Origin of the sequence: Rhodococcus sp. BH4, from assembly GCF_002079265.1 — a bacterium.
GTDB classification, from domain to species: Bacteria; Actinomycetota; Actinomycetes; order Mycobacteriales; family Mycobacteriaceae; genus Rhodococcus_F; species Rhodococcus_F qingshengii.
Window position 1 is genome coordinate 3,268,206 of record NZ_CP014941.1, and the last position, 12,916, is coordinate 3,281,121.

The window sequence follows — 12,916 nt, forward strand, 5'->3', positions numbered from 1 at the left end:
TTACTCCCCCTCGAGTTCGCCTTCGGTTTCGAGGTACACCTGACGCAAGCCGTCGAGTGTCTTCTGCTCGGGGTGCTCCCACATGTTGCGCTCGGCGGCTTCGAGGAGCCGCTCGGCGATTCCGTGCAAGGCCCACGGGTTGGACTGCGTCATGAACTTCTGGTTCTGCTCGTCCAGAACGTAGGTCTCGGCGAGCTTTTCGTACATCCAGTCCGCGACCACGTTTGTGGTGGCGTCGTACCCGAAGAGGTAGTCGACCGTGGCCGCCATCTCGAACGCACCCTTGTACCCGTGACGGCGCATCGCGTCGAGCCAGCGGGGATTGACCACGCGCGCCCGGAAGACACGTGCGGTCTCTTCCGAAAGTGTGCGTGTGCGAACCGATTCCGGTCGAGTGCTGTCGCCGATATATGCCTCGGGCGACTTTCCGGTCAGCGCGCGCACGGTGGCAACCATGCCGCCGTGGTACTGGAAGTAGTCGTCCGAATCGGCGATGTCGTGCTCACGCGTGTCGGTGTTCTTGGCCGCCACGTTGATTCGACGGTATGCACTGCGCATGTCGTCGGCTGCCGGGATTCCGTCGAGCCCACGGCCGTACGCGAAGCCGCCCCAGTTGGTGTACACCTCGGCGAGGTCGTCGTCACCGCGCCAGGTCTTGGAGTCGATGAGTTGCAGCAGGCCGGCGCCGTAGGTTCCGGGCTTCGAACCGAAGATGCGAGTGGTCGCACGCCTGGCATCGCCGTGCTCGGCAAGGTCGGCCTGCGCGTGGGCGCGCACGTAGTTCTGCTCGTCCGTCTCGTCCAATGCGGCGACCAACTGAACAGCGTCGTCGAGCAGTGCGAGCACGTGCGGGAACGCATCACGGAAGAATCCGGAGATGCGGACGGTGACGTCGATGCGCGGGCGGCCGAGCTCTTCGAGATCGATGACCTCGAGGTTGACCACGCGTCGGCTTGCTTCGTCCCAGACAGGGCGAACACCGAGGAGCGCGAACACTTCGGCGATGTCGTCGCCGGAGGTACGCATGGCGGCGGTACCCCACACGGACAGACCCACCGAGCGCGGGTACTCGCCGTGATCGGCGAGATATCGAGCGGCGAGCGACTCGGCCATCGCCTGACCGGTCTCCCACGCCAGTCGTGAGGGAACTGCCTTGGGATCGACGGAGTAGAAGTTACGACCGGTGGGAAGCACGTTGATCAGGCCGCGCAGCGGTGACCCACTCGGTCCGGCGGCGATGAAGCCGCCGTCGAGCGCGTGCAGGACCTGCTTGATCTCGTTGTTCGTCTGTCGGAGGCGTGGAACCACTTCGGTGGCCGCGAACTGAAGGATCTTCACGACGGTCTCGTCGTCGCTGAGTTGTTCTGCCGCAGCGGGGTTCCAGTCGGCGTCGTACATGCCGCGAACCAGAGCGTGCGCCTTTTCCTCGACGTCGTCGACTCGGTTGCGGGACTCGTCGCCGTCTTCGCTGAGCCCGAGAGCTTCGCGCAGACCAGGGACGCTCTGTTCGCCGCCCCACATCTGACGGGCACGGAGCATGGCCAGGACCAGTTCGATTTCGGCGTCGCCCTCGGGTGCGCGGCCGAGAATGTGCAGGCCGTCGCGGATCTGGACGTCCTTGATCTCACACAGCCAACCGTCGACGTGCAGGAGCATGTCGTCGAACACGTCTTCTTCGGGACGCTCCGCGAGGCCGAGGTCGTGGTCCATCTTGGCTGCCCGCATCAGCGTCCAGATCTGCTGGCGAATGGCCGGCAGCTTGGACGGGTCGAGTGCGGAGATGTTGGAGTGCTCGTCGAGCAGTTGCTCGAGGCGGGAGATGTCGCCGTAGCTTTCGGCGCGGGCCATCGGTGGGATCAGGTGATCGACGAGTGTCGCGTGGGCGCGACGCTTTGCCTGTGTTCCTTCACCCGGGTCGTTGACGAGGAACGGGTAGATCAGCGGCAGGTCGCCCAGGGCTGCGTCGGTACCGCAGTTGCTGGACATGCCGAGTGTCTTGCCGGGCAACCATTCGAGGTTTCCGTGCTTGCCGAGGTGCACAACGGCGTCGGCGCCGAATCCGCCGTTGTCCGGTGTTGCAGCGATCCAGCGGTAGGCCGCGAGGTAGTGGTGGCTCGGCGGCAGATCCGGGTCGTGGTAGATCGCGACGGGCTTTTCACCGAATCCCCGCGGCGGCTGGACCATGAGGACGATGTTGTTGAATCGCAGTGCCGCGATGACAATTTCGCCGTCGGGATCCTGCGAGCGGTCGACGTACAGCTCTCCGGGCGCTGCGCCCCAGTGCTCTTCGACACCGCTGCGCAGTTCCTCGGGCAGGGTGGCGAACCATTCGCGGTACTTCGCTGCCGAGATGCGGATCGGATTGCCCTCGAGCTGCTCGGCAGTGAGCCAGTCGGGATCCTGGCCGCCGGCCGCGATCAGGGCATGGATCAGCGCGTCGCCGCCCTTCGCCGCCAGGCCGGGAACTGCGTCCGGACCGTCGACCGGACCGAGATCGTAACCGGCAGAACGCATTTCGGTGAGCAGGTCGATTGCGCTCGCCGGAGTATCGAGACCGACGGCGTTGCCGATGCGGGCGTGCTTGGTCGGGTACGCCGAGAGCATCAGAGCAACGCGACGCTCGGTGGTGGGAATGTGGCGCAGCTTGCCGTGACGGACCGCGATCCCGGCGACACGGGCAGCGCGCTCGACGTCGGGGACGTACGTGGACAGTCCGTCGGAGTCGATTTCCTTGAAGGAGAACGGGACGGTAATGATGCGGCCGTCGAATTCCGGCACCGCGACCTGGGTCGCGACGTCGAGAGGCGACAGTCCATCGTCGTTCTCGTCCCAGGTGGCGCGGCTACTGGTCAGGCACAGGCCCTGCAGGATGGGGACGTCGAGCGCAGCGAGTGCGGCGACATCCCAGGCTTCGTCGTCGCCACCGGCGGACGCGGTCGCGGGCTTCGTGCCACCGGCAGCAAGAACTGTCACGACCATGGCGTCGGCGCGGCGGAGCGTGCTCAGAAGTTCGGCTTCTGCGGTTCGCAGAGATGCGCAGTAGATCGGCAGCGCGGTGCCACCGGCCTCGGCGACCGCGTCGCACAACGCCTGGATGTACCGGGTGTTTCCGGCCAAATGCTGGGCGCGGTAGTACAGAACTGCGATGACCGGACCGCTCGCCGAGTCGAGATCGGGCGCGAAATCAGCGATGCCCCAGGAAGGCAGGTGGGCCGGCGGTTCGAACCCGTGGCCGGTGAGCAGGACGGTGTCAGACAGGAAGTGGTGCAGCTGTGCCAGATTCTGTGCGCCACCCTCGGCCAGGTAGTTGTGAGCCTCGGCAGCGACACCGGCGGAAACCGTCGAGCACTCCATGAGGTCGGCGTCCGGCGCGTGCTCGCCGCCGAGAACGACTACGGGGAGTCCGGAGGCGAGGACCATGTCCACGCCGTCTTCCCAGCTGCGACGGCTACCGAGGATACGAACGATCACGAGGTCGACGCCGTCGAGCAAGGGCGGCAAGTCCTCCGAGACCAGCAAGCGTGAGGGGTTGGCCCAGCGATAGGAGACGCCGTCGCCGGCTTCCTGGCTGGCGCGGGCGCTCAGCAGATCGGTGTCGGACGTGGAGAGCAGAAGAATCACGGGTGAAGCCTTCCTGGGGTTTCGCGCCCCGTGGCACAGATCTGTCATCGACGGCGGTTGAGGGTCTGACTCGTGTTTCCGAGCGGAAACACGTCCCGCTCGAGCAACACTCACAGTGGCGCGACCGCACCGGACTCTCACCGGTTTCCTCAACTGCCGTCACTGGTGGTGGTGATGCTACCGGTCCGCAGAAGGCACTCATGACAGGTCGTACCCTGGAGCCATGCCCACGGACCGTTCACAGCCAGACGCGTGCCCGGGTGCACTGCAAGTTCACCACGCCGCCGACGGCGCATTGGCACGCGTGCGCCTACCCGGCGGACTCCTCACCCCGGTCCAATTGCAGACGCTCGCCGACGCAGCGCGCGATCTCGGCAACGGGCAGATGGAACTCACCTCGAGGGGCAACGTACAACTGCGCTCGGTCTCGGACCCCGAAGCCTTCGCGGCGCGTATCGCTTCGGCCGGTCTGCTGCCGTCCGCGACGCACGAACGAGTGCGCAACATCCTCGCGTCCCCACTGTCCGGCCGTATCGGGGGCGTCGCCGACATTCGTGAACTGGTCCACCGTCTCGATTCGGCGATCCAAGCGGATCAAGCATTGGCAGATCTGCCAGGGCGAACCCTGTTCACCCTCGACGACGGGCGCGGAGACATCACCGGGCTACGGGGCGATTTCGGACTCCATGCGCGCAGCGCCACCGAGCATTCACTGGTGCTCGCCGGTCACCACACCACTCATCTCGTCCAGGCGGACGACGCCGTCGAATTGCTCCTCGAGGCGGCCCGATCATTCCTCGACGTCCGCGACAAGCACTGGCGCCTGGCCGAGGTTCCGGACGGAATCGAACGCACCCTCGAGCAGCTGGGTCTGAGCGCCGAGTCCACCGTTGCGGCGGACCTCACGCCGGATGCACGGCCCACTATCGGCTGGCTCGAGCAGCGCGACGGGACCGTAGCTCTGGGCGGCGGCCTGCGATTCGGGCTGCTCGACGCTCGGCTGGCCGAGTTCCTCGCCGCCGTCGACAAGCCCGTCGTCGTGACGCCGTGGCGATCGGTGCATATCTTCGACCTCGACGAATGGGCAGCCGAGCAGGTAGTCCGGGTGCTGGCACCCATGGGGTTGATCTTCGACGAGAACTCACCGTGGCTCGAGGTCACCGCCTGCACCGGAAGTCCGGGATGCGAGAAGTCGCTCGCCGACGTGCGCGCCGACGCGATCACCGCCGTCGAGCAGGCAGAACTTCCGGTTGTCGGGCGCCAGCACTGGGCCGGGTGCGACCGCAGCTGCGGACGTCCCCGCGGGGACGTAGCGGATGTGATCGCGACGGGTGACGGTTACCGGGTGAATCCGCCCGATCGGTGATGCCTCTATCGTGTGGCACATGATCGAGTACATCCGTGACGGCGCGGAAATCTATCGCCAGTCCTTTGCCACCATTCGGGCCGAAGCCGACCTGAGCCGTTTCCCGGCGGATGTCTCGCAAGCTGTAGTGCGCATGATTCATGCAAGTGGCCAGGTCGATCTCGTCGACGACGTCGCCTTCACACCCGGTGTCGTCTCGGCTGCGCGCGCAGCTCTGCGCGACGGCGCGCCGATTTTCTGCGACGCCCAGATGGTGGCTGCCGGCATCACGCGCAAGCGTCTGCCCGCCGGCAACGACGTCATCTGCACCCTCGGCGATCCGCGGGTTCCCGTGCTGGCGTCGACCATCGACAACACTCGCTCGGCGGCTGCTCTCGAACTGTGGGGAGCCAAGCTCGAGGGCGCTGTTGTCGCGATCGGAAACGCACCCACCGCACTGTTCCATCTCCTGAACCTCATCGAAGCCGGCGCACCCCGTCCGGCCGCCATCGTCGGAGGTCCGGTCGGCTTCATCGGCGCTGCCGAGTCGAAGGAAGCCCTCATCGAACACGCCAGCGGGATCGATCATCTCGTTCTCCGCGGCCGACGCGGCGGCAGCGCGATCACCGCCGCCGTCGTCAATGCGATTGCGAGCGAAGTCGAATGAGTGCAGGCAAGCTCTGGGGTGTCGGTATCGGCCCCGGCGATCCCGAATTGGTGACCGTCAAGGCTGCCCGCGTCATCGGCGAGGCCGATGTGGTTGCGTTCCACTCCGCGCGGCACGGCAAGAGCATCTCCCGCGGAGTTGCAGCGCCGTACATGCGCGAAGGACAGATCGAAGAACACCTCGTCTACCCCGTGACCACCGAGACCGTTGATCATCCCGGCGGATACCAGGGCGCGATGGACGAGTTCTACGAAGCAGCTGCCGAACGGCTGGCAGTTCACCTCGCGGCCGGTCGAACCGTCGCGTTGCTCGCCGCCGGCGATCCGCTCTTCTACAGCTCCTACATGCACATGCACAAGAGACTGGCCGATCGCTTCGACGCCGAAGTGATTCCCGGCGTCACCTCCGTCAGCGCGGCATCTGCTGCACTCGGAAAGCCGCTGGTCGAGGGTGAAGAGATCCTCACGATCCTGCCCGGAACGTTGCCGCAGGCCGAGCTGACCAGGCGGCTCAAGGAAACCGACGCCGCGGCCATCCTCAAGCTCGGACGTACCTTCCCACCGGTCCTCCAATCGCTCGAGGATTCCGGTCGCCTCGGCGAGGCCCACTACGTCGAGCGCGCGAGCACCACACGTCAACGCGTCGAATCCGCTGCGGAGGTCGACCCGGACGGAGTTCCGTACTTCTCGATCGCCATCGTTCCGAGCCCGTCGAACAACCCTCGACCTGCGACCGAGTCTCGCGGCGAGGTGGTCGTGGTCGGACTCGGGCCGGGCGACACCGCCTGGACCACACCCGAAGTGGCGCATGAGCTTTCGTTGGCAACCGACCTCGTCGGCTACGGCCCGTACGTCGATCGCGTGCCGACGCGTCCAGGCCAGCGGCGCCATTCCAGCGACAACCGCGTCGAAGCCGAACGCGCCGCGATGGCGTTGGACCTGGCGAAGAACGGCGCCCGTGTAGCTGTCGTCTCATCGGGAGATCCCGGTGTATTCGCCATGGCTGCAGCAGTTCTCGAAGTTGCCGCCGAAGACCAGTGGCGCGGGGTCCCGGTCCGCATCCTTCCCGGCATGACGGCGGCAAACGCTGTCGCCAGTCGCGTCGGCGCTCCCCTCGGGCACGACTATGCGGTGCTCTCGTTGTCTGATCGCCTCAAGCCGTGGGATGTCGTCGCGCGCCGTATTTCGGCAGTTGCAGCCGCAGACATGGCATTTGCGGTCTACAACCCGGCGTCCAAGTCTCGGACGTGGCAGGTCCAAGCCATGAAGGACCTCGTGCTCGAGCACCGCTCCCCCGAGACTCCTGTTGTCATCGGGCGCGATGTTGCCGGTGCCGAGGAATCAGTTCGCGTCGTGACCCTCGGCGAGCTCGAGCCTTCCGAGATCGACATGCGAACTCTGCTGATCGTCGGCTCCTCGATGACGACGGTCGTCGAAACCGGTTCGGGCCGTCAGGTGTTCACCCCGCGGCGCTACCCGGAGTGAACGCCGCACGGCGATAGCATGGCCTCATGCCCGTCAACCGGACCCGGAAAGCCAGATACGCGCGTAGGCGCAAACGCCGAATGGATCTGATGGAGCACGACCTGTCCGTCGAGCAGTGGTCCGCGCTCAAAGCGGCCTGGGGTGGCTGCGCGTACTGTGGCGAGCCGGACGAGTCGCCGCAGCGTGACTGTGTGCTGGCGATCTCCCGCGGTGGGCGCTACACGCTCGACAACATCGCACCGGCGTGCCGCTCGTGCAATGCAAGCAAATGCAACAGCGAGGTCACTCTCTGGTTGCGGCGCAAGGGGTATGACGAGAAGGCCTTCCTCCTGCGACACGCGGAGATAGGTATCGAGATGAGGGCGCAGTTCTCGGAGCAGTCGTGACGGCCCCGGACGAGTTGCGCCCGATCCTCGACGAGTTGATGGAGTTCGAACCTCTGTTTCACCGAACTCGAGTAGCGATGTCACAAGACGAGTTCGATGCGGTCGTCGACCCGGAGTTCCGGGAGATCGGAGCCTCGGGTGCGCGATACACCCGCGATTACGTGCAATCGGTAATCGCGAGCCGGCGACTCCGCGGCGAAGTGAACGACGCCGCCGAACTCGGGTGGACGGTTGACCGGCCAGCGCTGAGCCGGATCGCGCCTGACACGTATCTGGTGACGTACCGGCTGGCGCAGGCGCGTCGGGTTACCGAGCGATCATCCATCTGGCGGTTCGCCGAGAATCGATGGAGCGTGTTGTTTCATCAAGGCACAGTCATCGAAAGTGGTCTGGAAGCATGAACGAATCGACCCACAACCCCACCATTCCGCTTTGGATGGACATCACCTTCACCGTCTTCGTTCTTGCCTGGATCTTCATCACGATTAGCGCGCTCGTGGCGATCGTGCGCACCGACTTCGACCGCTCGGGCGGCAAATTCTGGTGGTCGGCACTGGTGATCGCGGTGCCTGTACTCGGTGCGCTCGTCTGGTTGCTTGCTGGACGACCCCCGCGTGACTCCAGGTCCCGAACCTGATCTACACCGACGGCCCGGCAGTAGTCTGAGTACGGTCCGGTGCTGTCACTCTGCGCGTATCAGGGGAGAACAACGAGATGAGACCACTTCGATACTCGATCAACGTCACACTCGACGGCTGCTGCCATCACGAGGCGGGGCTCCCACCCGACCAGGAGTCGATGCGCTACTGGACCGCTCAGATGGAACGAGCCGATGCCTTGCTGTTCGGCCGGGTGACCTACGAGATGATGGAGTCGGCGTGGCGGCGGCCCGCAACGGGCACATGGCCTGACTGGATGGACGAGTGGGAGATCCCGTTCGCCCAGGCCATGGACCGGGCGAAGAAGTACGTCGTGTCGAACACGCTGAGCGGGGTCGATTGGAATGCCGAACTCGTGCAAGGCGACTTGGGGCCAGTGATTCTACGGCTCAAGGAGCAGCCCGGCGAAGGCCTGTGGGTTGGCGGCGTAACACTCCCCCTGGCATTGGCAGACCTGGGACTGATCGACGAGTACGAGTTCGTTGTGCAACCGGTCCTCGCCGGACACGGACCGACGTTGCTCGCCGGTCTGCGCAAGCGCATCCAACTCGAACTCGTCGATCGCCACGAGTTCCAGTCGGGTGCAGTCGCCGTGCGATATCGGCCCACTCAAGTACCGCCCCCGGGTCAGGTATCGGACGGGTAGTCGACGCATGGCTGGACATGCGCGGTTGAAACACATGTCGTCGCCTCAGTTCGGACGAGAGAAGAGTTTCCAGTCTTGTTCGGTGTTAGGTATTGACCGGACACTCGGCACAGCACGAGCATTAGCCACCGAAGTTCTCCGGACAATCCTCGACGAGATCGAAGCATCGAACTGGATCACGAACAAGTTCGTTCCGCCCGGCGGACCGTAAGGACCACTTGTCGCTATCGAACACTCTGGCCCCTTATTCCACGGGCACTGCACCTCGAGCTGTAAGCACCCCCGGTCGAGGGCCATGCTTGCGCGCACCCTCGCGCGCCTCAGCAAAAGTGGCCAAGCTGGACGGCTACTAGCGAGCGAAGGATCGAGATCGTATCGGCGTCCGACACAGGCCGGACGCCGATACGTGTTCACGTCAGCTCACAGGAGCGCCACCGCTCCCGCCGAGGTGGCGGGCGAAGAACCGAGCCGAACTGTCTCGCTCGTAGTCGGGCACCGGATAGTGCCTGCCCGAGTAGGCGTGCAGCGTCTTCTCCTTCGAGCCGAAGGCATCGAACAACGCCACCCCTGACGTGCGGTCGTAATCCTTGTCGTCCCAAGGGATCCGGTACTCGACCGGGACCGTGAGCTTTCGCGCTACCTCGAGGAGGGAGCTGTCCACAAAAACTCCCCCGAAGCTCACGGCAGCGATCCTGGATTCGACCGGGGCCAACATCAGCCCGGTCACGACCCCTAGCGACACGCCGCCAAAGCCGATCGGAGCGTCGGCGTTGACGTCGGGCAGCGTTTGCAGAGCGTCGATGGTCGCCTGCCATTCCGGCACTGCACGCTCCGCCAGCGATCGGTTGTACTCGACGACGATCGGGGCGATCGGCTCGTGGGCCGCCCTAGCCTGGTGGATCGCCTCGACCCACTGTTCGTCCTGTGTGTTCCGCGGGCGGTCGCCGTGTCCGGGCGCGTCGATCGCGGCGACTGTGAACCCGTGGGAGCTCACGCTGTGGAGTGCGCTGGCAACCAGTCCCGGCGCCTTCTTGTGCATGCCGCCGGAGTGCCCGGACAGCAGAAGGGGTGATTCGACAGATCCGGACGCGGGTGACCAGAGCACACCGGTGATGTCGTCTACAACGAAATGGCGTTCGATGACACCGTTCGACGTTGTCTCGGAGGTGAATTCGATGGTCTGAGAATTGGATTGCATGGTGTTACCTTTCGGGATTGCCTACTCAAGGCGCTCCCGGCGACACCTACGTCAATCGCCGATCCGTGAACACGAGTGGGAGCACCCACATGGTTACAGCGTTCATGGGTCTCACCTCCTGGCGTGTTGTCACGGTCTCGCACAAGCTATCAACCCGAACCGAAGCTCGTCCAATCATTTTTCCAGCGCGCCCGGCAGCGGTCATACCCGCGATCGGGCGACGCTCTGGCGGACGGCACGGACGTAGCGGCGCGTGACAAACGCCTGTACTCGACGTCCGATCGGAGCGCCGAGACGCACCCACCACGTTCCGGGCTTGGAGAACGCAACGATCTCGATACGAACCGCTTGGCTGGCCTCGTCGAACTGGACGACAAACAATTCCTCCCCGCATTCGGGGTGGCCCGCGCGGGTTCCGTACGCGAAGCCCTTGCGATTGGGTTCGTCTACGACATAGACGATCCGAACGGGGATAGTCACCGGACCGAGTCCGAAGGTCGCATCTTGACCCGCCACGGCGGTCGGGGCTGCCGTCCGTACGGCCAGTCCGGCTCCGCGGTGCATTCCCCAATTCGCGACGGTTCGAGCGGCAACCTCGAAATCCTCCCGTCCGGATCCGACCGTCGCGCTCTCGTGAACGTGGTGATAGCCGGCGGGGAGAACGCCTGACGTTGCGCCCACCTCGAGGTACGTCAGCCCGCCCGGGCGGGACGCCATCATTGCTCGCGTCGGTGGCTGAGGATGTTGATCACGTGGCCGTCGGGGTCGGCAGCGAAGAACCTGCGGACCCCCCACGGCTCCTCGGTGACGGGATAGACGATGGTGTCGCCGCGCTGCACCGCGGCCTCGTACGCCGCGTCGAGATCATCCACCTCGACGGAGACGTCCGGTACTACGGGCGCATGAGCGTCGTGCGTCATGACGCTGATCTGCAATGACGGATCCGTCGGCGAAGCCAACGTCACGATCCACCCGTGATCCATGACAACTTCGAGGCCCAGCACTTCGGTGTAGAAGCGCTGCGCGGCCTCGAGCGAACTACTCGACAGATCCGAAACTATCCGCGTGACGGCCATGTCCCGCAGGTTACGCCGCCGCCGGAGTCCACCGCGACTTGACGAGGCGCTCGATGTCACCGGAAAGTTCGTCGCTGACGATCCCCGGAAGCAGGATCTGCCACATCTCGTCGACACGATCCGGAAGATCCGAGCGTCGGGTGAGAACGTTCGAAACCAGCTGTACCCCCGTGAATGCCGAGGGCATGAACCTGCCGAACGATTCTGCGCTGACCGATTTTCGGATTTCACCTTCCGCCTGAGCCCTGGCGGTGAGATCGGTGATTGCCGAGATCCATTCGGCGTACGGTTCCACCGGCCCCTCGTACGTGCTCAGTTCCAGCGTGAGGCGAATGCCCGCGCGAACGATCGGCTCGTCGACAATCTGGCGTGCCATTTCGTGCGTGAGCATGATCATCTGTTCCAACGGGTCCTTGCCCGTCGCGGAAATCGCCTGCACCGACTCGATCGAGAGCCGATGCTGTTCGGCAATGATGAATTGCGCGAGCTCGTCCTTCGACGCGAAATGGAAATACAACGCGCCCTTGGTAGTACCGGCCCCCGAGACTATGTCGGCCATGCTGGTGCTGCCGTAACCAGTCTTCTCGAACTGCGCGGCCGCGCCGGCAACGATTTGCTGCCGAGTCAGCTCGGCGCGTGCTTGCTTGACCACTGAATCCCTCTCGTCCTCCAAAGGCCCCCGCCCAGCAAACCCCACGGTTCGCGCCACATTCCAGCTATACCCAAAAACTTCACAATTGCCCCACATTACCAGCGCTCCTTCCATTGCTTCAATTACGAATGCAACAAAGTCGCTGGTCAGACGTCCGATTTAGAGGGAATCTCCTCTCCCCAACGTGCTTTCGTCAACCCGCGCACGGTCCACCAACTCTCCGACGAGGAGCGTCAACTCCATCATCTGGTCGGTGATTTCCTCACGCAGCTGCGTTGCATCCGCCTCGGAAATCGCGCCGGACTTGGTATCGAAAGACATCAACAACTCGATATTGGTGCGAAGTGCAGTCAAAGGAGCCAGAAGGTCCTGGCCCGCTTCGGTGATCAGACTTCTCTGGCGTGCCCGCGATTCCGACAACGTCCCGAGCATCCGATTGAAACTGACTGTCAACGACGCCAACTCGTCGTCACCGGTCACCGGGATCGGCGCAAGATCATCCGTTTCGGCGACCCGCCGCGTCGCCGCAGTAAGTCGCGCAATTGGCCGTAATCCTGTGCGTGCCACAGCATCTCCGGCCGCGTAGGCTAGGGCGATTCCGGCCGCCCCGAGTGCCGCCAACACCACTGCCAGTCGCTTGAGTACCGAACGCGTCGGCCCCAGGGATTGCGCGACAACCAAAGTCTGGCCCGCAACCGAGGGCTCGACCAGAATTCGATACGCATCAACGGTCGCGATTGTCTGCGACGAATTGCCGTCTGCGATCGACCTGATGGCGTCTGCGCTCGTGCTGAACGGCGGCAGACCGGGAGTCGCCGTCACCAAGGCGCCGTCGGCAGTAAGAAGCCCCACCGCCTGGATGACCGCTGTATCCGCGCCGGCCGTCAATCCCAGAACCGGTGTGACACCGCCGAAATTGACGGTGTCGGTGATCGCGTCACTCGTGCGCTCGAGTTGCCGATCGACGTTGCCTTGCAAATACGCGTTGAACACTATGTACACCGCCGACGCCGACACGATCACCGCGATCGCCACCAGGCCTGCAGTCAGCAATTTCACGCGAGCATGGAGCGTCCGCACGTGAATTCCCGATGGTTTTCGACGGCTCATTCCGGGAACCGACACTCTCATGCGCGGTCCCGCAGTGCGGCGTCGAAAAATCCCAACATCCCTCCAGTATGG

The 12,916-nt window shown here is 64.4% G+C and carries 13 protein-coding genes and 1 riboswitch; of the genes, 7 read left to right on the forward strand and 6 right to left on the reverse strand.

Translation table 11 applies throughout. The annotated features are described in order from the left end of the window. Positions 1–3,621 carry a cobaltochelatase subunit CobN gene (locus A0W34_RS15105; protein WP_081557886.1) on the reverse strand — a complete coding sequence of 1,207 codons (3,621 nt, stop codon included), beginning with the start codon at positions 3,619–3,621 and terminating at the stop codon, positions 1–3. A 39-nt stretch (positions 3,622–3,660) separates the two neighbouring features. After that, positions 3,661–3,793: riboswitch (cobalamin riboswitch) on the reverse strand. 51 nt (positions 3,794–3,844) lie between these two features. Here A0W34_RS15105 and cobG point away from each other — a divergent pair. The 7 genes from cobG (at position 3,845) to A0W34_RS15140 (ending at position 8,808) form a co-directional block, all read left to right on the forward strand. After that, on the forward strand, positions 3,845–4,987 hold the full coding sequence (gene cobG / locus A0W34_RS15110) for a precorrin-3B synthase (protein WP_075833204.1): 1,143 nt from the start codon (positions 3,845–3,847) through the stop codon (positions 4,985–4,987). Between the two features lie 19 nt (positions 4,988–5,006). Then, a complete protein-coding gene (locus A0W34_RS15115) occupies positions 5,007–5,633 on the forward strand; it encodes a precorrin-8X methylmutase (RefSeq protein WP_007729839.1) in 627 nt (208 codons plus the stop codon). Then, the gene (gene cobJ, locus A0W34_RS15120) at positions 5,630–7,117 is read left to right on the forward strand and encodes a precorrin-3B C(17)-methyltransferase (RefSeq protein ID WP_030536355.1); all 1,488 of its coding nucleotides are present in this window, start codon (positions 5,630–5,632) and stop codon (positions 7,115–7,117) included. The genes A0W34_RS15115 and cobJ overlap by 4 nt, the downstream gene beginning before the upstream one ends. 26 nt (positions 7,118–7,143) lie before the next feature. Then, complete coding sequence (locus A0W34_RS15125; RefSeq protein WP_065455757.1) at positions 7,144–7,503, forward strand: HNH endonuclease; 360 nt, start codon at positions 7,144–7,146, stop codon at positions 7,501–7,503. Continuing rightward, complete coding sequence (locus tag A0W34_RS15130) at positions 7,500–7,904, forward strand: nuclear transport factor 2 family protein (RefSeq protein ID WP_081557887.1); 405 nt, start codon at positions 7,500–7,502, stop codon at positions 7,902–7,904. Before A0W34_RS15125 ends, A0W34_RS15130 begins: the two co-directional genes overlap by 4 nt. Next, positions 7,901–8,140: a PLDc N-terminal domain-containing protein gene (locus A0W34_RS15135; RefSeq protein WP_081557888.1), complete on the forward strand. Its 240-nt coding sequence runs from the start codon at positions 7,901–7,903 to the stop codon at positions 8,138–8,140. The genes A0W34_RS15130 and A0W34_RS15135 overlap by 4 nt, the downstream gene beginning before the upstream one ends. 77 nt (positions 8,141–8,217) lie before the next feature. Further along, positions 8,218–8,808, forward strand: coding sequence for a dihydrofolate reductase family protein (locus A0W34_RS15140; RefSeq protein WP_081557889.1), 591 nt, complete (start codon positions 8,218–8,220; stop codon positions 8,806–8,808). Between the two features lie 415 nt (positions 8,809–9,223). On the opposite strand, the gene A0W34_RS15145 is transcribed toward A0W34_RS15140, so the two are convergent. From A0W34_RS15145 to A0W34_RS15165, 5 genes are all read right to left on the reverse strand, one after another. Beyond that, a complete protein-coding gene (locus tag A0W34_RS15145) occupies positions 9,224–10,006 on the reverse strand; it encodes an alpha/beta hydrolase (RefSeq protein WP_081557890.1) in 783 nt (260 codons plus the stop codon). Positions 10,007–10,207: 201 nt separating this feature from the next. After that, positions 10,208–10,723: a DUF1990 family protein gene (locus tag A0W34_RS15150; RefSeq protein WP_081557891.1), complete on the reverse strand. Its 516-nt coding sequence runs from the start codon at positions 10,721–10,723 to the stop codon at positions 10,208–10,210. Then, the gene (locus A0W34_RS15155; RefSeq protein ID WP_019748498.1) at positions 10,723–11,082 is read right to left on the reverse strand and encodes a VOC family protein; all 360 of its coding nucleotides are present in this window, start codon (positions 11,080–11,082) and stop codon (positions 10,723–10,725) included. Before A0W34_RS15155 ends, A0W34_RS15150 begins: the two co-directional genes overlap by 1 nt. 10 nt (positions 11,083–11,092) lie before the next feature. Continuing rightward, complete coding sequence (locus tag A0W34_RS15160; protein ID WP_019748499.1) at positions 11,093–11,734, reverse strand: ScbR family autoregulator-binding transcription factor; 642 nt, start codon at positions 11,732–11,734, stop codon at positions 11,093–11,095. Between the two features lie 159 nt (positions 11,735–11,893). Beyond that, positions 11,894–12,814 (reverse strand): HAMP domain-containing protein, encoded by a 921-nt coding sequence (locus tag A0W34_RS15165; protein ID WP_007729850.1) that lies wholly within the window; start codon positions 12,812–12,814, stop codon positions 11,894–11,896. Between the last annotated feature and the right edge of the window lie 102 nt (positions 12,815–12,916).